The sequence below is a fragment of the Neobacillus massiliamazoniensis genome, from assembly GCF_001048695.1.
In the GTDB taxonomy this organism is placed as follows: domain Bacteria; phylum Bacillota; class Bacilli; order Bacillales; family Cytobacillaceae; genus Neobacillus; species Neobacillus massiliamazoniensis.
This window is the reverse complement of record NZ_CVRB01000001.1, coordinates 85,917-107,043: the sequence shown is the minus strand read 5'-3', so window position 1 is coordinate 107,043 and position 21,127 is coordinate 85,917. Positions and strand designations below refer to the sequence as shown.

Below are 21,127 nucleotides of genomic sequence, written 5' to 3'. Positions count from 1 at the left end.
GGATTATTAACATAGGAGGGGACTTATGAAATCGCTAGTGAAGAAATTGCATTCTATTATGACAGACTACCCTTTTCAAGAAAAAGTGATAATCGTTGACCAATACTCGATAGGTGAGCAAATCATCGAAGCTTATGTCAAACGTGGATTTTTAGCCATTAATTTAAAATATAAAACAGTCGTTGATTTGGCATTGGAAATCCTTGAGAATCATTCAAAGGAACCTTATAAAGTAATCGATGCGACCGTAGGTTCACAGCTTTCCTATTTAGTCCTTTCTAAATTAAAGGAAAATGGGCTGCTCAACTACTTTGATCAGATGGAAATAACCGCTTCATTTAGCCGTACAATGTTTCAAACGATTCATACCTTACGAATGGCCGGATACACCAGTCATTCTCTAACTCCTGACATGTTTCTAACCGAAAAAAAAGGACAAGATATACAGCAAATCCTTACAAACTATGAGGATCACTTACAAAAGCATCAATTAATCGATCAAGCTGAGTTGTTACGCATGGCATTTCAATATGCAGAAACAAATAGTCAGACCATCAATATTCTTCAATCCAATCTTTCTTTATCCTATTTAGAGGAAAAATTATTAAATAAAATACTTCCTGAAACAACTGTAAAATTGCCTCTCCAGCCCGTTAACGGTATAAAAATACCTGAACGGACAGGCATTCGTTCCATTCTTTGGGGTAAACCTGTTCCATTGAGCTATTTATACGACTTAGACAACGCAAAGGAATCAGCACATATTTCTTTATTAACGGCAAAAACAGAAGAATTAGAGATCAAAAATATTTTTCAAAAAATAAAATGCTCTCAATCTCTGCTTGACGAAAATATCATTTATTATACAAGTGGAGAAAAATATATAACCCTCTTATATCACTTTTCGCAAAAATGGGATATTCCCGTTACGTTTGGAGAAGGGATCCCAATTGCATTTAGCCGGCCAGGACGGCTCGCAGCAGGAATTTTACAATGGATAAAATCAAATTATCGTGTAACTGCCTTTCTTGATTTGATCAATCAAGGATTGCTGGAGTTAAAAGAAGGAGCACCTTCTAATACTAGAATAACTCGGATGCTACGCAATGCCCAGATTGGCTGGGGGAAAGAACGCTATGTTACTCAATTAAACGAGCTAATTCACTCTCTCCTCGAGAAGGCAGGTAAGCAAGAAGATGAAGAGAGAAAAGCCAATTATAAAAATCGTGCTAACCAAGTGTCATGGGTGATGAATTGGTTAAAGACTTTAACAAGTAAGCTTCCTAACAATGAAGAACATATGAATTATAAAGCGGCCCTCATAGGCCTGTCGTTTATGATTAAAAACTTTTGTAAAACGACTTCTGCTCTTGATGAACTAGCAAAGATTGCGCTGCTTGATGAAATCGATAAAGTTCTGCTGTATTCGGATGAAACCTATCCACGGTATTCTATTTTCGATAAATTGGAGGATTTACTGCTTTCTTTACGAGTACTTCGTTCCAATCCAAAGTCAGGCCATTTGCATGTTTCTTCCTATCAAAATGGAATCTACCAATCACGATCGAATATTTTTATCGTTGGATTGGACAACAGAAAGTTTCCCGGCGGGTCTAGTGAAGACCCATTACTTCTTGATATGGAACGAAAAAAAATTGGAAATAGCTTGCCGTTTATACAAGAAAGCGGCCAGGAAAAGCTATATACGATGTTACAGCTCCTTGCCCAATGCGAAGGGAATGTAACCGTAAGTTATTGTAATTTTGATGTGAATGAGAATAGAGCTGTAAGTCCTGCTTATTTATTTTTACAATGCTACCGGATGAAAATAGGAAAGCCTGATGCGGAATTTAAAGATGTAAAACAACTTCCTTCCCCACTAGTTGCAGTAGAGGCTTTTGATGAACGGGATTACTGGAACCAGCATCTTGTTCAAAATAACCATATCGCAATCAGTAGAGATATGTATGAACATTATTCTAATCTAGCACATGGTCTACAAGCAGAGAAGAACCGTCTTCAAGAGCAATTTACAGAATATGATGGACTTGTATCCATTGATCCAAGACTTTTTGACCCTCGTCGAAATGAAGAAAAAATTATGACTGCAAGTAAGTTAGAGACACTCGCAGCATGTCCTTTTTCTTATTTCCTGGGAGAGGTACTTGGAGTGAAGCCTATAGAGGAGATTGCTTTTGACCCTTATAAGTGGTTAGATGCAGCTACAAGAGGGAGCCTGCTGCACAAAACTTTTGAAACTTTTTATCAGGAACTGCAAAAGGAAAACAATAGTAAGCCAAATGAAAATCATGAAGAATTACTTATTGGAATTGCCATGGAATTAATCAATAAGCAAAAAGAGATTCTTCCACCTCCTAATGATCGTATTTTTCAATTGGAAGTGAATGATATCATTGCATGCTGCCGAGTTTTCCTAAAAGAGGAAGAAACTCATTGTCAAACGTACAGGCCAATTTATTTTGAATACACATTTGGTGCTGGGGAAAATAAGCCTGCGGAAATTACATTACCATCTGGAAAAACGATTAAGGTGTCGGGAAAAATTGATCGGGTGGATGAAACGTCAGCTGGTAAGTACCATATTATCGATTACAAAACAGGAAGCACATACAATTATGGAAGTAACAAAATCTTTAAGGGTGGCCGGCAGCTGCAGCATCTGCTCTATGCGCTTGCAATTGAACAGCATTTACAATTGGAAGCCGGGGTCGTTGAAGAAAGTGCTTATTACTTCCCTACTGTTAAAGGACTTGGAGAACGTTTTGTCCGAAATCAAGACTCAACAGTCCGAACAAATGGATTGGATATCCTTGAAAGATTGATCGATGTTCTCGCCAATGGATCTTTTACGATGACGGATGATCAAGATGATTGTAAGTTTTGTGAGTACAATACGGTCTGCCGAAGAAGTTTTTACACCGAAGACATCTTTGAAGTAAAACAAATGGACAAGAATTATGAAGCATTACGTCGTTTTAAAGGGGTGAGGGCATATGAATAATATAGTAATCGATCAAGGAGCAAGGGATAAAATCAAATATGAGCTTGGCATCAACCTCCTCGTGGAAGCAGGTGCCGGATCTGGAAAAACAACAAGTTTAGTCGAGAGGATGGTCCAGCTTATTTGTACCCGGACTTGTACAATTGACCAAATCGTCGCCATAACATTCACAAAAAAAGCGGCTGATGAGCTGAAGGTTCGTTTTCAGTCAAAGCTGGAAAAGACGTGGAAAGAAGAACAAAATGACGATGTGAAATATTATCTTTCCGAGGCCATACAAAACATCGAGCGCTGCTTCTTAGGAACGGTCCACTCGTTTTGTGCAAAGCTTTTGCGGGAAAGACCGATTGAAGCTAATTTGGATTTGGCGTTTACAGAATTAGAAGAAGCGGCAGACACTGAGTTATTAGAAGAAGCGTGGCATATATTCCTGCAGAAATTGCAGAATGAACAATCTTCTCTACTAGAGGAAATGAATCAGCTAGGTTTTTCCGTTGCAAATTTGTTTGAAAATCTATGTCAGATGAAAGAATATCCTGATGTTGAATGGGTTCATGATAACACTGCAGAAAAGCCGGAATTGGTATCTGCTTACCACTCATTAATGGCGGTTATGAATGAAGCGAAAGGTTCCATTTCAAAGCGGGAACCAGAAAGAGGATACGATTCTTTGCAAACGGCCATTATTAACGCCAACAAGAAAAATCGTTTCCTCAACCCATCAAAAGATAAAGAGATTATATCTTTATTTGAGCTATTCGATAAAAATTTAAAACCAACGCTTAATCGCTGGAATACAAATGAGGATGCTAAGTATTATGAAGAAAAAATTAATGAAGTAGTGGATAAGTACATTAAACCGCTTCTGCAGGAATGGAAAGAATATTGTCATCCTAAGGTTGTTTCTTTTTTACAAGAAGGAATGCAAACCTACATCCAATTAAAAAAAGAACGTTCTCTCTTAAACTTTCAGGATTTGCTGCTTAATGCCGCCAACCTTTTGCGGGAAAATGCGGAGGTACGTCAATATTTCCAAACTAAATATAGATGTCTGCTTGTGGACGAATTTCAAGATACGGACCCTATTCAGGCAGAAATCATGTTCTATTTAACGAGTGAAGATCCAGCTGAAAAGATTTGGACCAAGTGTAAACCAAAAAATGGTTCATTATTTGTGGTTGGTGATCCTAAGCAGGCAATCTATCGGTTTCGCCGTGCTGACATTGATACATACAATCGTGTCAAGAAGTTAATTGAAGAGCATGGTGGAAAAGTATTGCAGCTCACGATGAACTTTCGAACCGTCGATGCTGTGACAGAAGAGTTGAACAAAGTGTTTCATTCTCATTTACCAGAAGCAGCGACCTTATATCAGGCGGCTTATCATCCGCTCCATTCTTTTAATAAGGTGAATGGTGCGGCCTTGGCTGGGATCAAAAAACTTACTGTACCTGCTGAAGTAACAAAGAAAGACGATATTATCGATATTGATTCGGAACAAATTGCTTCCGCTATTGGACAGCTAATCTCTCAAGGTTATAATCCTCGTGATTTTATGGTTCTGACAAGGTATACGGAAGGGATTGCTATCTACGCTGAGAAAATTGAGGCTAATGGTATTCCAGTCAGCATCAGCGGTGAGGTTATTATAGGAGAAATGAGAGAATTTCAGGAGCTTTGTATTCTCTTACAAACCTTTATTGATCCAACCGATGAAGTCAGCCTGCTTGCGACATTGCGCGGTATCTTTTTCGGAATCAGTGATGATGAACTCTTTCAATGGAAAATGAATGGAGGCGTATTTTCTCTATACAGTGAAATCCCTGCAACCTTAAGTGTAAAGGTTAGAGATAAATTGGAATCGGCAATCTCCAAGCTTAGAGAATATCAAAAATGGGTGCGCGTTTATTCGCCGACCATTGCCATTGAAAAAATTACTGAAGATACTGGATTATATATTTTACTTATACAAAACCAACGAAACAAACAAATATATAAGAGTTTGCTCCAGATCTTTGAAGGGCTTCGAAAGCGTGAAATGGATGGACAATCAACCTATAAGCAGGTGTTTGAACTTTTAACTGAGATGGTGTATAACAAAACGACTGTAATCAATATCGAAGAAGAAGCTGACGCCGTTAGGGTAATGAATGTTCATAAAGCAAAAGGGCTGGAAGCAAAAATTGTTTTTCTAGCTCACCCTTTTAAGCTTGTTGACCCTGAATCGTTTTTATCAAAACATATTAAACGCGAAGGTTATACTTCGAAAGGCTATTTTTCCTTTACAGTAAAAAAAGGTTTTCAATCTAAAGATATAGCACTGCCTAAAGATTGGGCTGACTACAAAAAGGAGGAACTGCAATATTTGAATGCTGAAGAGCTTCGTATTCTTTACGTAGCTGCAACCCGTCCTGAAATGGCCTTAATCATTAGCTCTAGTGCAAAGAGTGATAAGAAAAATCCTTGGAATCTTTTGTTTGAGATTGAAAATATTGAAGAATTTCCTATCCAAGAGATTGATATGGAAGTAGTCGTGCGGGAATTAGAAGAAGTAAATAAAACAAACTACCAATCCCAAACCAGTGAACTGCAAGCTTGGGTTGAAGGACGGAAAGAAAAGTCATATGATTATTGGTCACCGACAAAGGAAAAAGATTATTCCAAAGTGGTAACCATCGAAAGAGAAGAAGGTGGCGGAAAGAACTGGGGAACCATCATTCACCAAGTATATGAGAAAGTGGTAAAAGGGAATGATGTAACGAACTATATACCATCTTTACTTAATCAATTCGATTTTCCATTAGAGAAAGAAACCGAAGTAAGGCAGGCAATTGATGCTTTGAAACGCTCGGATTTTTGGAGTGAGCTTCCTTCTGCAGAACTGGTCTTAACAGAAGTTCCGTTTACGATCACTGTCTCTAAGGATAATCATCTTTATGAATGGATTGATTCATCTGGTAATTCGAGTCATCCTTATATTGTTAAAGGCGTGATTGATCTTATCTATAATATAAACGGAGTCTGGAAAATCGTTGATTACAAGACAGATAATCCTGCCGACCCGGAACACTTCAAACTGTTAGCAGATTTTTATCATGACCAAATCTCATTTTATAAACTTGCTTGGGAAGAGATGACGGGAGAAAAAGTAGTAAGCGAGAAACTTTTCTTTGTTAAGGAAAATATTTAATCAGAATTAAAATGGGCTGCTCAAACTGCTGGGTAGCTTTTTTTCATGTTTGGCAACAGGTGTGTGTACGTATCCATCGTGATCCCAAGTGTAGTAGACCTAAACTATTAATCACCATACTTATCGTACCTTTTGATGGAATTATATTGAAAAAATTGTTGCCCAACTTTAAACTTTGTAGCTACTGAAACTACTATGTGGGTTTTAGTTTGCCGAAGGATATTATCGATAGTTTTAAAGAAAAGAATACGATATCATCATTAATACGAGTTTTTGGCTATGGTACGAAAGACTACAATCTATGCAAAAACAGCATTTTTTTAAAAGGCTGTGTTAAAGGACATTTTTGATTTTTGAAACTAAGTTGATTGGAGCGGAAGGCGCGAGACTCCTGCGGGAGTACGGTGCAGGGGAGACCCCACAGGCGCTTAGCGCCGAGGAGGCTCCCCGGAACGCCCGCGGAAAGCGAAGCGCCTGGAGCGCAAATCAACAGGCAAGTTTAACACAGCCTTTTTTAAAGTAAGAAGCTGTTTATGAATCTAGATTTTTTAATAGCTCAAATAGCATTCGATTTGAAATAAAATTTCACTATATTTTTAAAAAATTTAAAATTAATTCTTAAGACATATGACTTTATGTCTGTTTAGACGACCTAAAATAAGGGTGATGGGCCTTAAGTGGTATAGACGACTGTGAGTTAAAACAAGTATGCTTTTACTATAAAATGTAAGCGTTACCAAAATATTATTCATACATAAGAAAAACGCTAACAATTAATCTACTATTTTTAAAGGGAGGCACGTAAATGAAGAGAAAAACCTTTATCATCACTTCTATTTGCTCTGTTTTTTTAGGAACCTCAACCGTTTTTGCAACAGGAGATTCACCTTATATGCCAACTATTGAAAAACAAGGAAAACATGCTTCTTCATCTCAGAAACCTCATCCCGTCTTCACATGGAATTCAACTGTTATCCCAACATCAAGTGTTCTTCATCCAGGCTCAGCACGAGGAGCGGGTATGGTCGAGGCACCTCTCCAACAAATTGATCAGATTATGAACCAAGCAATATCAAATAAGGTTATGCCCGGTGCTGTCGCATTTGTGGCAAGAGGCGGCAAAATTGTAAAGCAAACTGCCTATGGTTATTCAGCCAAATATGTGGATGGTTCTTTTACGGAAATGGAACATCCGATTCCGATGCAGGAGAATACCATTTTTGACTTAGCTTCTATTAGTAAAATTTTCACTTCAACAGCTGCGATGATTCTTTATGAACAAGGCTTGTTTCAATTAGATGACCCAGTGGCCAAATATATACCTGAATTTGCTCAAAACGGCAAGGAAAACGTGACAATTCGTCAATTATTAACCCATACGTCTGGTTTCACCGCTTGGATTCCTTTGTATACACAAGGAACTTCTCGCGATGACAGACTTCGAATTGTTTTTAAACAGCCGTTAAAAAATCCGCCTGGGACCCATTACGAATATAGCGATTTAAACATGATTACGATTGGAGCATTAGTAGAGCGCCTGTCAGGTAAGCGGGAGGATGTGTTTGTAAAAGAGCACATTACCAAGCCGCTTGGGATGAAGGATACGATGTACAATCCACCAGCCTCCTTGAAAAACCGGATTGCTGCTACCGAGTTCCAATCTACTCCTAACCGCGGGCTTGTTTGGGGTCAGGTACATGATGAAAATGCTTGGTCACTAGATGGGGTTGCTGGTCATGCTGGTGTATTCTCCACAGCAGAAGATTTAGCAAAGCTTGCACAGGTATTCTTAAACGGTGGTTCCTATGGTGGAGAAAGAATTTTGAAGCCGGAAACCGTGAAGTTGCTGCTTGAAAATCAAAATACCAAATTTCCGGGAGATGACCATGGGCTAGGCTGGGAGCTTGGCCAAGGATGGTATATGGATGCACTTTCAGAAGGGACTTTGTCGTTCGGTCATACTGGCTACACCGGTACTTCAATTGTAGTTAGTCCAAACAATAAAACTATAGCGATTTTACTTACAAACCGGGTGCACCCATCTAGAAACACCGTTTCAACAAATCAAACAAGACGAATATTTGCGAGAATGGTAGCGGATTCCATCCCTGTATCGATTCCAAACAAAGAGACGGCTTGGTTTGCAGGTTACGGTGATAATCTTAATCGAGTAATGGACACCGACCTTTCCTTGACTACTGACAGCAAGCTGAGCTTCGATACGTGGTATATGCTCGAAAATGAATCTGACTATGGATATGTCGAGGTCTACCTAAACGGTACATGGCAAAAGCTAACCGAGTTTACTGGAACAAGCGATGGCTGGGAAAAGAAAGAGCTTGATTTACCGAAGGACGCAACCAAGCTTCGTTTTGTCTATAAAACCGACTCGACTGTAAACAATCGCGGCTGGTATGTTTTACATCCAAAATTAAATGGAGAACCGTTAACGTTTACCAATAATGAATGGCAATTACGAGATTATTAATTAGAAGTGTCAAATAGGGAGAGGATAATAAGGGTTAATTTTATAGGCTATGTTAAAGCTCATTGTTGATTTTGACACTTTGTTGATTGGAGAGGAAGGCGCTCGACTCCTGCGGGAGTACGGGGCAGGGGAGACCCCGCAGGCGCGGGTAGCGCCGAGGAGGCTCCCCGAACCGCCCGCGGAAAGCGAGCGCCTGGAGCGGAAATCAACAGCCAAGTTTAACAGAGCCATTTTATAAAAAGCTAACAGCATCATCTATGTCTGCTCTCTAAGGTATGTTTGATTTGACAAAACTCGGAAAATTAGCATAACAAAAGGAGGCGCTTTTGTGATGAAAAAATGGCTTTCAGGTATTCTAACGCTAGTTTTAATCCTTTCTACTGTAACAGCAGCCGTTGCAAAAAATGATAAAGAGAAAAAGAATGAGAAGTTCCGTTTAGGTGTAGAAGTTCTTTTACAAGATAAAATTGACTTAATTAAGGGCAAGCGCGTAGGCTTGATTACTAACCCAACAGGGGTCGACCAGCACCTTAATAGTATCGTAGATTTGCTTTATAAAAATCCTAATGTAAAATTAACGGCTTTATACGGCCCTGAACACGGTGTCCGCGGAAGCGCTCAAGCCGGATCATATGTTGACAAGTATATAGATGAAAAAACAGGTTTACCGGTATACAGTCTATATGGCCCTACAAAAAAACCGACACCAGAAATGCTTAAGGATGTGGATGTGCTTTTATTCGACATCCAGGATGTAGGGGCTCGTTTCTACACCTACATTTACACGATGGCACTTGCGATGGAAGCAGCGAAAGAGAACAATATTCCAATTATCGTTCTGGACCGTCCGAATCCGATAACAGGTACAAAGGTAGAAGGACCAGTTCTTGAAGATAAGTACTCTTCCTTCGTTGGTGAATATCCAATTCCTGTCCGCCACGGCATGACAGTTGGAGAACTTGCTAAGCTATTTAACAAGGAATTCAACATTGGAGCGAATTTAACAGTGGTAAAAATGGATGGCTGGAAACGGAATATGTATTACGACGATACATCCTTACAGTTCGTCATGCCATCACCAAATATGCCGACTTTAAATACAGCGCTAGTTTATCCAGGTGCTTGTTTAATTGAAGGAACCAACATTTCAGAAGGTCGCGGAACTACTAGACCTTTTGAATTAATCGGTGCGCCGTTCATTAATGGTGACGATTTAGCAGAAAAGCTGAACTCCTACCATTTACCGGGTGTTACATTCCGATCTGCATCTAATGTTCCAACATTCTCTAAGTTCGCAAACCAGTTGACAAACGGTATTCAAATCCATGTCACCGATCGTGATGCGTACAATTCGTTCGAGACAGGACTTTATATTGTAAAAACGATTCATGACATGTATCCGAACCAATTCCAATTCCGTACACCAAGCAGTAACGGCATTTCCTACTTTGATAACCTCGTTGGAAATGGTTCTATTCGTGCGGACATCGAAGCAGGCAAATCCGTCAAGGAAATGGAAGCAGAATGGAAGCCGAACCTAGACAAATTTATGGATATACGTGACAAATACTTACTATATTAATCTGCATATAAAATGGGTGGTGCCTGACACCGCCTATTTTTATTACCTTTAAATTTGCGAGGGTGAAATGGTAATTCTGTTGATTTTTTAATAGGTTTTAATATTGCTAGCAAAAAAAATAATTTCTAAATAATTATATTTTTAGAATTATTTGATAAAAAAGAAAATTTAATTTATAATTGTGAAAAAATATATATTAATAGAAAGGGAAGTTGGGATGAAATTATATATTTCGGTTGATATGGAAGGAATCACGGGTTTAGTTGACCACACTCATGTTGATTCAAATAAACATAATTATGAACGAAGCCGTATAATTATGACGGATGAAGCCAATCATGTCATCACCTCAGCATTTAACGCAGGTTGTAAGGAAGTTGTCGTAAATGATAGCCATTCTAAAATGAACAATCTTTTAATTGAAAGGCTCCACCCGGAGACACAGCTAATTACTGGTGATGTGAAGCCATTTTCAATGGTTCAAGGATTGGATGAATCCTTTTGTGGTGCGGTATTTGTTGGCTACCATGCCCGCGCCGCATTAAAAGGAGTGATGTCCCACTCGATGATCTTTGGTTTCCGCAATATATACATCAATGATGTCGCAGTAGGGGAACTAGGTTTTAATGCTTATGTCGCAGGATATTATGATGTTCCTCTATTAATGGTAGCAGGTGATGACTATACTGCATTTGAGGCTGAACAGCTAATTCCAAATGTGACTACGGCTGTTGTAAAGGAATCGATATCAAGATCTGCAGCCATATCGTTAACACCGGCAAAAGCAGGGCAGCTTCTCAGTGAAAAAACAACATTAGCTCTAAAAAATAGAAACCAAGTGAAGCCACTCACACCTCCAGACAGACCACTTCTAAGAATTGAATTTACCAACTACGGTGAAGCAGAATGGGCCAATTTAATGCCTGGTACAGAAATTATTCCAGGAACGACCATTGTCCAATTTCAGGCGAAAAACATTTTAGAAGCCTATCAAGCCATGCTGGTAATGAGCGAATTAGCGATGAGAACAACATTCTGTTAGGAAGTGGTCAAGGATGAAGAATTATTTTTTTAAACGATTAACAGCGATGATTATTACATTATGGCTCATCATTACTGGAACATTTTTCTTAATGCATTCGGTTCCGGGATCACCATTCAATGAGGAAAGAACCACCAATGAAACTGTACAAAAGAACCTCGAATCCTACTTTCATCTAGATCAACCTCTTATCGTCCAATATGGAAATTACTTAAAACAACTTTTAAAATTGGATCTCGGTCCATCTATTAAACAATCATCACAAACCGTTAACGATATGCTAGGAAGAGGATTTCCAATTTCATTTGAACTGGGATTTTATACTCTTCTTGTTGCTATTGTCTCAGGGATTTTACTTGGTGTGTTTGCGGCCCTTCGCCATAACGGACTTATCGACTATGTTGCAATGAGTGTCGCGGTCCTTGGAATTTCAATACCGAACTTTGTTATGGCAACTTTTTTAATAGAAGAACTAGCTGTTCGATTTCCTATTTTTCCAGTAGCAACCTGGACAAGCCCGAAACATATGGTATTGCCGATTTTGGCGCTGGCAACAGGACCAATGGCAATTATTGCCCGCTTAACTCGAACGAGTATGCTTGAAGTATTAACACAGGATTACATCAAAACAGCGAAAGCAAAGGGGTTATCTCCTGTTAAGATTGTTTTCAAGCATGCCTTACGAAATGCCTTGCTTCCAGTGGTTACGGTACTAGGATCATTGGCAGCCAGCATTTTAACAGGGACCTTTGTGATTGAAAAAATATTTGCTATTCCTGGAATGGGCAAATACTTCGTTGACAGCATTAATAACCGTGATTATCCCGTCATCATGGGGACAACGGTGTTTTATAGTGGTATTTTAATTCTTATGCTTTTGTTAGTCGATCTAGCCTACGGGGTGCTTGATCCCAGAATAAAACTCCATAAAAAGGAGGCGAAATAATGGAATTGTTGAAACAAGAAGATAACCGGAATATTTCGCCCGATGTTCCTGATGAATGGTTTGTCCCTTTAGCACGAACCCAAACAGAAGCACAAGCAGTTGTTAGACCTAGTTTGTCGTATTGGAAGGATTCTTGGCTGAGACTTTTAAAAAATAAATTGGCGCTGTCAGGAATGGTCTTCTTGTTTTTACTATTCTTATTGGCTATTTTTGGTCCAATGATTTCGCCTCACTCGGTTGAAACTCAAAAGTTAACTTTGCAGAATCTGCCGCCATCCAAGACGTTTTGGTTTGGGACAGATGAATTAGGAAGAGATGTTTTTACCCGCACTTGCTATGGAGCACGTATTTCTTTATTTGTTGGCTTGGTTGCTGCTCTTATTGATTTTCTAATAGGAGTTGTCTATGGAGGGATTGCTGGCTATAAGGGCGGCAAAATCGATAATTTGATGATGAGATTTGTGGAAATTTTATATGGTCTTCCTTATTTACTAGTAGTTATTTTAGTTATGGTCGTGATAGGTCCGGGCTTAACAACGATTATACTGGCTCTTTCCATTACAGGTTGGGTGGGAATGGCAAGGATTGTTCGTGGCCAGGTATTGCAAATTAAAAACTATGAATTTGTTTTAGCCTCTAAAACATTTGGGACGTCAACGGCTAGAATAATTCGTAAAAATCTACTGCCAAATACGATGGGACCAATTATTGTTCAAATGACATTGACTATTCCATCAGCTATATTTGCAGAGGCTTTTTTAAGCTTCATCGGTCTTGGGATTCAAGCACCGCATGCGAGCTGGGGAGTAATGGCAAGTGACGCTTTGTCTACCATTCTATCGGGATACTGGTGGCGTTTGTTCTTCCCAACCTTATTCATATCTTTAACCATGTTCGCATTTAATGTTTTGGGTGATGGCTTACAGGATGCCCTCGACCCTAAGTTGAGGAGGTAGATTCGTGGAAAAAATTCTTCAGGTTAAGGAACTTCAAGTATCCTTTTCAACATATGGCGGTGAAGTAAAAGCGGTTCGCGGGGTTAGCTTTGATTTACATAAAGGAGAAACATTAGCGATAGTTGGAGAGTCAGGATGTGGGAAAAGTGTTACCTCCCAGAGCATTATGAGATTGATTCCAAATCCACCTGGAAAAATTATTTCCGGTGAAATCCTTTTTAAAGGGGAAGATTTAATCCAGTTAAATGAATCTGAACTTAGGAAAATTCGCGGTGCTAATATTTCGATGATTTTTCAGGATCCGATGACTGCATTAAATCCGACACTTTCGATTGGTGAACAAATTATGGAAGGGATTATCCAACATAAAAAACTATCGAGGGCCGAGGCAAAAAAAGCAGCTGTTGAAATGCTTACTCTTGTTGGAATTCCAAGTCCTGAACTACGGTTAAAGCAATACCCTCATCAATTTAGCGGGGGAATGCGCCAGCGGATCGTGATTGCCATGGCCCTTGTTTGTCAGCCGGATGTATTAATTGCTGATGAACCGACAACTGCTCTTGATGTAACGATCCAAGCACAAATTTTGGAGTTATTTCGCGAAATTCAAATGAAAACTGGCGTCTCGATTATTCTCATTACTCATGATTTGGGAGTAGTTGCACAGGTTGCGGACCGAATTGCGGTCATGTATGCAGGGAGAATCGTTGAATTAGGGTCAAGGAGAGAAATTTTTTATCGACCACAACATCCATATACAAAGGGCTTGCTCCAGTCTGTACCAAGGTTGGACATGGAGAGGGATGAGTTAGTTCCTATACCAGGAACACCTCCAGATTTATTTTCCCCACCGGTTGGATGTGCCTTTACAGCACGTTGTCCATATGCGATGGAAGTTTGTGATAGAGCATATCCGTTTAGAACGCAACTCAGCAATCATCATTATGTCGATTGTTGGCTGCAGGACGAGCGGGCACAAGTATTGGTTTCAACATTTGTTTAAATATGATAAATAGACGAGGGGGAAAAACATGAAAAAGCTTGTAACGATGGTGGTTTCTGTCTTCATGTTATTTACTGTATCGGCTTGTACAGCAAATACAAATGCTGGGACTGAAACGGCAAAGGATAATGAAAAAGGTAAGTCCAAAGTAGAAAAAGTTCTTAACCTCAACAATGAGCAAGAGCCAACGTCCTTTGATCCGCCAATAGGATTTGATGCAGTATCTTGGAATGCCTTGAACAATATCATGGAAGGTTTAACTCGCTTGGATGAGACTAATCAACCAAAAGCTGCGACAGCAAAAAGCTGGGATGTTTCGAAGGACGGTAAAACCTATACGTTTCATATCCGTTCAGATGCAAAATGGTCAAATGGAGACGATGTAACAGCAAGTGATTTCGTATATTCTTGGAAACGTCTTTTGAATCCGGAGACAAGTTCTCCCGCAGCATTCTTGGGGTACTTAATTGAAGGTGGAGAAGCATATAACAAAGGAAAAGGTACTGCAGATGAAGTAAAAGTAAAAGCTGTCGATAAAAAGACATTTGAAGTCACATTGACAAGCCCACAGTCTTATTTCTTAAGCGTTATTTCGAATCCGTGTTTTTTCCCAATCAATGAAAAAGTGGCCACATCTAATCCTAAATGGTTTGCTGAAGCGAAAACATTCGTCGGTAATGGTCCATTCACGTTAGCAGAATGGAATCATAATAGTGATTTTACCTTTACAAAAAATGAGAAATATTGGGATGCAAAAAGTGTGAAATTGGATAAGGTCCATTGGGCAATGGTAAATGACCGAAATACAGAATATCAAATGTACAAAACGGGTGAGCTGGACACTTCAAGCGTACCTTCTGAACTTGCCGATCAGTTGTTAAAAGAAGGGGACGTAAAAGTTGAAGATCAAGCAGGTGAATATTTCTACCGTTTTAATTTAACAAAAGCACCGTTTCAAAATGTGAATATCCGTAAAGCTTTTGCGCTTGCTGTTAACCAGAAGCAATTGGTAGACCTTGTGGTAAAAAATAAAGTAAAGCCTGCATATGGCTTTGTCTCCTATGGATTTAAAGATCCATCTGGAAATGATTTCCGTGAAAAAAGCGGTGATTTAATTAAAACAGATGTTGCAAAAGCAAAAGAGCTTTTGAAAAAAGGAATGGAAGAGGAACATTACACAACTCTACCACCGGTTACATTAACGTATAGCACGAATGATGTACACAAGAAGATGGCTGAAGCCCTACAGCAAATGTTTAAGGAAAATTTAGGTGTTGATGTGAAATTGGCCAATATGGAAAGCAGCGTATTTGCGGCCGATCAAAAAGCATTAAAATTCCAATTTTCACGCAGCTCATTCCTTGCTGACTATGCAGACCCGATCAACTTCCTGGAAAACTTTATTACAGGTTCGCCAATGAACCGCACCGGCTGGAGTAATGCTGAATTTGATCAATTGATTAAAGATGCTAAAAATGAAAAAAATGATAAAAAACGTTATGAAATGATGTACAAAGCAGAAAAGATATTCTTAGATGCCGCACCAATTATTCCAATTCACTTCTATAACCAAGTGAACTTACAAAATAAGAATGTAATAGGAATCGTTCGCCACCCAGTCGGTTATTTAGAATTAAAATGGGCAGATAAGAAATAATAGCGGAAAGGTCTTGATCAGCACTGACTAATACTAGCCATTTGCTTACAAAGGATGTGCTTTTTTCTTAATTTATTATTTTAGGGATGTTCGTTGAACATCCCTTTTGTCCTAGAAACATAGACTAAAGGAAGATGTTGGAAGAGGTGCTTATTATGAACGCTGTAAAACCATATCGTCTTCAGCAAGGGGACAAGGTAGGTGTGATTGCTCCAGCAAGCCCGCCGAACCAAGAAAATCTTGAGCGCGGCATCGCTTATTTGGAGGATTTAGGACTAAGGGTTAAAGTGGGGAAAAATGTTTCTCGTATAAATGGCTATTTAGCAGGCCTAGATCAAGAACGACTTGACGATTTGCATGAAATGTTCCAAGACCCCGAGGTAAAAGCCGTGATTTGTGCGTGCGGAGGCTATGGAACCGGAAGAATTGCTGAGCAAATTGACTATGAATTGATTAAATGTAATCCTAAAATCTTTTGGGGATATAGTGATATTACGTTTTTACATACGGCTATTCGGCAAAAAACGGGGCTTATCACATTCCATGGACCGATGCTAGGTTCAGATATTGGGAAATCTGATACCCACTCATTGTCTAAAGAAGGATTTAAGCAATTGTTTGAACCGTCTGCTTTCGTTTATACGGATCAAGTTTCACCATTGGAAACTCTAGTTGAGGGTGAGGCAAGCGGGGAACTTGTTGGTGGAAATTTATCTCTTTTAGTCAGTACACTCGGCACGAATTTTGAAATCGATACTAAGAGTAAGCTGCTGCTCATTGAAGATATTAATGAAGAACCTCGTTCCGTTGATCGGATGCTCAATCAACTTTATATGGCTGGAAAGCTTAAGGATGCCAACGGAATTCTTGTTGGCGATTTTTGTAATTGCATAGCAAAAAGGGATCTTACATTAGCCTTGGATGAAGTCATCGCCTACTATGTAAAGCTTGCCAATAAACCGGCATTAAAGGGATTTCTAATGGGTCACTGCAATCCTAATATTTCGATTCCATTAGGTGTACCTGCAAAGTTGAATACTCTTGAAAATAGACTAATTGTCGATAGCGGCATCGTGTAAAGGATGGGGAAATCATGATTATTGAGCAAATTGAAACATTTAGAGTCGCCGTTCCGCTCGTAAAGCCGTTTAAAACGGCACTCAGAACTGTTACCACAGCTGAATCTATTTTTGTAAAAATAACCTGCGATAACGGCTTCGTCGGCTGGGGTGAAGCACCTCCAACCGTTGTGATTACAGGCGATAGCCTTTCGAGTATTGAATCGGCGATTCACCATGTGATTAAGCCATTTTTAATAAAGAAAAGTTTGTTAAACTATGAAATTATTTTTCAAGGACTTAAGACACTTTTGGTTGGAAACTCTAGCCCTAAAGCTGCTGTGGATATGGCCCTTTATGATTGCTTATCGCAATTTTGTAAGCTGCCACTCTATCAATTTCTCGGCGGTCATAAAAAGGTATTGGAAACTGATTTTACAGTCAGTGTGAACGACCCCGTTGAAATGGGGGATGACGCGGTTTCCTATATCCAGAAAGGATTTAATGTTCTTAAGGTCAAGGTAGGTAAGGATGATATTGCTACAGATATAGAACGAATTCAGGAGATTCGAAAAAGGGTAGGGAAGGATATAAAAATCCGATTAGATGCGAATCAAGGCTGGACAGAGAAGGAAGCGATCCGTGCGATTCGTAAAATGGAAGACAGTGATTTACGGATAGAACTAGTGGAACAACCTGTAAAAGCAGACAATATTGATGGACTAAAACAGGTAACGGATGCAGTTGACACGCCGATTATGGCGGATGAAAGTGTGTTTAACCCAATGCAGACCTTTCAAGTTTTAAAAACGAGAAGTGCCGATTTAATTAATATTAAGTTGATGAAGGCAGGTGGAATTTATCAAGCTCAGATCATCAATCAACTCGCTGAAACTTGCGGTGTTGAGTGTATGGTCGGCAGTATGATTGAAACCCGTCTTGGTATAACGGCTGCTGCTCACTTTGCCGCAAGTAAGCAAAACATCACTCGTTTTGACTTTGATGCACCGCTCATGTTAGCGAAAGAAATTGTAGAAGGTGGAATACAATATAATAATAGATTTATTACTCTATCAGAGGCGCCGGGCCTTGGGATAAAGCATATTAACGTTGAAGGAGGGGTATTAGTTGGATAAGTGGATTGTAAATGTTCCAGTAGCAACCGTCTGGACGTCTTTTGATTCAGCTCGAGAAATGGACAAGGATGCTGTTTCCAACCCTGTTCATATCGACTCGTGGCTAGAAGGATTAACTTATGATTCAAGGCTTGAATTATGTAATCAAAACCTTGTTCAAACCCAGCTTTTATATGGTGAAGAGGTTGTGGTTTTGGAGGAAAATGCAGATTGTGCATATGTAATCATTCCTAGTCAGACGACTTCCAAGGATGACCGTGGATATCCAGGCTGGGTACCAAAATCACAATTGACAGCATCGCCTGATGATTGGAATCTAGCAGAAGGCACGGTCGCCGTTATTATGAGCCCAAAAGCCCAGTTGTATAGGGAGAATAACCAAATTCCTTGGGTTCTTTCCTATCAAACAGCTTTGCCCTATCTACATGAAGAACAAGGGAAGGTTTTCATAAAAACCCCTGATGGTACAGGTGTACTAGATTTGGTGGATGTTGTTATCTTAGATTCTCCAGCAAGAGGAAATGGTCGGTCAATTGTTTCCGAAGGTGAAAAGTTTCTTCATTTACCCTATTTGTGGGGCGGTATGAGCAGCTTTGGCTATGATTGTTCAGGGTTCGCCTATTCAATGTGTAAGGCAAATGGGTATGTGATTCCGCGTGATGCCCAAGATCAAGCGGCTGCTGGGAAAGAAATTGAACTAGCAAAAATCGAACCAGGGGATTTGTTGTTTTTTGCCTATGAAGAAGGAAAAGGGAGAGTCCATCACGTAGGTATTTATTATGGGGATGGAAAATTACTTCACTCTCCAAAAACAGGAAAAACGGTTGAAATTATTCCTTTAGAAGGAACCATATACGAGCGTGAACTATGTGCTGCAAGGCGCTACTGGGTTGAGACGGAGGTATATAATCATGGAAAAACTACTCCAAGTAAACAATCTGAAAAAGTATTTTAACATTGGCAGAGGTGAAATATTAAAAGCCGTTGATGGAGTAACGTTTCACATTAATAAAGGTGAAACGTTTGGAATTGTAGGTGAGTCTGGATGCGGTAAGTCAACAGCAGGGAGGACGATTATCGGTCTTTATGACAGAACAGATGGGGAGGTTGTTTATAAAGGGAAAAATATCCACAGTATGGTTTCGAAAGAGCGATTTGCTTTTCATAGGCAATTGCAGATGATCTTCCAAGACCCATATGCATCCTTAAACCCAAGGTCAACGGTTCGAGAAATCATATCTGAACCAATGGAAGTTCACAGTTTATATCCAAATAAGCAAGAACGATTAAACCGCGTCTATCAATTATTAGAGGATGTCGGGTTAAATCGAGATCATGCAAACCGCTATCCACATGAATTTAGCGGCGGGCAGCGCCAGCGGATTGGGATTGCCCGCGCACTTGCCTTAGATCCAGAGTTTATTATTGCAGACGAGCCGATTTCTGCCCTAGATGTATCCGTTCAGGCACAGGTGGTTAATCTACTAAAACGCTTGCAAAAAGAAAAAGGATTAACGTACTTATTTATTGCACATGACCTTTCGATGGTGAAGCAAATAAGTGACCGCATCGGAGTCATGTATTTGGGTCAGTTGGTTGAATTAACCGGAAGCAATGCGTTATATAAACAGCCGAGGCATCCATATACTCAGGCCTTGCTTTCTGCCATACCGATTCCAGACCCAGACATTGAGGACAAACGCGAAAGGATCATATTAAAAGGGGAGATTCCAAGCCCTATTAATCCACCAAGCGGCTGTGTATTTCGAAACCGCTGTCCAATGGCGATGGATATTTGCGGTATGGACAAGCCCATCTGGCAGGAAGTCGACAAGGACCACTATGTTGCTTGTCATTTATATGATAAGAAAAAAACCGGTGATCATGATTATTCACAGGTTGCCGTTACGAGGTAATCGATGGATAGGTTAAAGTATAATATGGAAGAAGAACTCCACGGCTTTAATGGTCGTGTCGGTTTGGCAATCGAAATAGAGGGCGAGAGCTTTTATTTTAATAGTGAGAAAATATTTCCTTCAGCAAGTGTGATCAAGATTCCTATTTTAATAGAAGGACTTAGGCAGAGTGAGATAGGAAAAATAAACTTAGAAGAATTAATATCCATTCCTAATAGAGCCGGAGGATCAGGAGTATTACAGATTCTTTCTAGTAATGTAATGATGACCGTTAAAGATTTAATGACCTTAATGATCATTGTCTCTGATAATACAGCCACCAATTTGTTAATTGATTTATTGGGAATAGAAGCAATTAATGGTTCCATGAAAAATATGGGACTTCAAGATACAGTGTTAAGCAGGAAAATGATGGACTTTGAGGCAATTGAACATGGTTTAGATAACTATACCAGTCCTAGGGATATGATTAGTTGTTTAAAAGTTGTCAATGAAGGGACTTATTTATCCGAGGCAAGCAGGAAAATCGCTTTAGAAATCATGAAATATCAACAATTTCAAGATAAGCTCCCAGGTATGATAGACCTTGATAGGATGTTTGTAGCCAATAAAACAGGCAGCTTTCCGAGAGTTGAACATGATTGTGCAATCTTCAAGTATAAGGGAAGAACTGCTTATGCTGCTGTTTTGCTGGACAATCTTGATGACATTTTTGTTGGAAAACAGAAAATAAGTAGAATAGGTAAGCACATTTATAATTATTTGTTGGAAGAATCAAGATGACTGTTCGGGTGTCAGGCACCATTATAGGTGCCTGACACCCGTTTTATATTTCAATAAAATATACTATTAATAATTTATTGGCTGTGTTAAAGGGCATTGTTGATTTTGAACTTTTGTTGATTGGAGAGGAAGGCGCGAGATCCTCGAAAATGCTATCGCATTTCCTTCGTGCGGTGTGAATTCAAAGATGCTGATTCAACGTCCTGCGGGAGTACGGGGCAGGGGAGACCCCACAGGCGCTAAGCGCCGAGGAGGCTCTCCGGAACGCCCGCGGATGCTCGCTTCTTGAGCGCAAATCAACAGCCAAGTTTAACACAGCCAATTTATTAAAATATTTAACTACTTAAT

General features: G+C 39.6%; 14 protein-coding genes. All 14 read left to right on the top strand.

The features are described 5' to 3' along the window. Nucleotides 1–25 precede the first annotated feature (25 nt). Nucleotides 26–3,022: a PD-(D/E)XK nuclease family protein gene (locus BN1082_RS00600; RefSeq protein WP_090629478.1), complete on the top strand. Its 2,997-nt coding sequence runs from the start codon at nt 26–28 to the stop codon at nt 3,020–3,022. Beyond that, nucleotides 3,015–6,212: a UvrD-helicase domain-containing protein gene (locus BN1082_RS00595; RefSeq protein WP_090629475.1), complete on the top strand. Its 3,198-nt coding sequence runs from the start codon at nt 3,015–3,017 to the stop codon at nt 6,210–6,212. The genes BN1082_RS00600 and BN1082_RS00595 overlap by 8 nt, the downstream gene beginning before the upstream one ends. Nucleotides 6,213–7,017: 805 nt before the next feature. Continuing rightward, nucleotides 7,018–8,700 carry a serine hydrolase domain-containing protein gene (locus BN1082_RS00590; protein ID WP_090629471.1) on the top strand — a complete coding sequence of 561 codons (1,683 nt, stop codon included), beginning with the start codon at nt 7,018–7,020 and terminating at the stop codon, nt 8,698–8,700. A gap of 331 nt (nt 8,701–9,031) precedes the next feature. Then, a complete protein-coding gene (locus BN1082_RS00580) occupies nt 9,032–10,282 on the top strand; it encodes an exo-beta-N-acetylmuramidase NamZ family protein (protein ID WP_090629466.1) in 1,251 nt (416 codons plus the stop codon). A 217-nt stretch (nt 10,283–10,499) separates the two neighbouring features. Further along, a complete protein-coding gene (locus BN1082_RS00575) occupies nt 10,500–11,324 on the top strand; it encodes a M55 family metallopeptidase (protein WP_090629463.1) in 825 nt (274 codons plus the stop codon). Between the two features lie 13 nt (nt 11,325–11,337). Next, nucleotides 11,338–12,270: an ABC transporter permease gene (locus tag BN1082_RS00570; protein ID WP_090629461.1), complete on the top strand. Its 933-nt coding sequence runs from the start codon at nt 11,338–11,340 to the stop codon at nt 12,268–12,270. Further along, complete coding sequence (locus tag BN1082_RS00565) at nt 12,270–13,226, top strand: ABC transporter permease (RefSeq protein WP_090629458.1); 957 nt, start codon at nt 12,270–12,272, stop codon at nt 13,224–13,226. The genes BN1082_RS00570 and BN1082_RS00565 overlap by 1 nt, the downstream gene beginning before the upstream one ends. A gap of 4 nt (nt 13,227–13,230) precedes the next feature. Then, nucleotides 13,231–14,229: an ABC transporter ATP-binding protein gene (locus tag BN1082_RS00560; RefSeq protein WP_090629456.1), complete on the top strand. Its 999-nt coding sequence runs from the start codon at nt 13,231–13,233 to the stop codon at nt 14,227–14,229. A gap of 28 nt (nt 14,230–14,257) precedes the next feature. After that, nucleotides 14,258–15,886 carry a peptide ABC transporter substrate-binding protein gene (locus BN1082_RS00555; RefSeq protein WP_090629453.1) on the top strand — a complete coding sequence of 543 codons (1,629 nt, stop codon included), beginning with the start codon at nt 14,258–14,260 and terminating at the stop codon, nt 15,884–15,886. A 155-nt stretch (nt 15,887–16,041) separates the two neighbouring features. Next, complete coding sequence (locus tag BN1082_RS00550; RefSeq protein ID WP_090629450.1) at nt 16,042–16,965, top strand: S66 peptidase family protein; 924 nt, start codon at nt 16,042–16,044, stop codon at nt 16,963–16,965. Between the two features lie 14 nt (nt 16,966–16,979). Further along, a complete protein-coding gene (locus BN1082_RS00545; protein ID WP_090629448.1) occupies nt 16,980–18,080 on the top strand; it encodes a dipeptide epimerase in 1,101 nt (366 codons plus the stop codon). Beyond that, nucleotides 18,073–19,035: a C40 family peptidase gene (locus tag BN1082_RS00540; RefSeq protein WP_245640257.1), complete on the top strand. Its 963-nt coding sequence runs from the start codon at nt 18,073–18,075 to the stop codon at nt 19,033–19,035. Before BN1082_RS00545 ends, BN1082_RS00540 begins: the two co-directional genes overlap by 8 nt. Continuing rightward, nucleotides 18,992–19,996, top strand: a complete 1,005-nt coding sequence (locus BN1082_RS00535; RefSeq protein WP_218055132.1) for an ABC transporter ATP-binding protein — start codon at nt 18,992–18,994, stop codon at nt 19,994–19,996. The genes BN1082_RS00540 and BN1082_RS00535 overlap by 44 nt, the downstream gene beginning before the upstream one ends. Before the next feature lie 3 nt (nt 19,997–19,999). After that, the gene (locus BN1082_RS00530) at nt 20,000–20,779 is read left to right on the top strand and encodes a serine hydrolase (protein WP_090629445.1); all 780 of its coding nucleotides are present in this window, start codon (nt 20,000–20,002) and stop codon (nt 20,777–20,779) included. Nucleotides 20,780–21,127 lie beyond the last annotated feature (348 nt).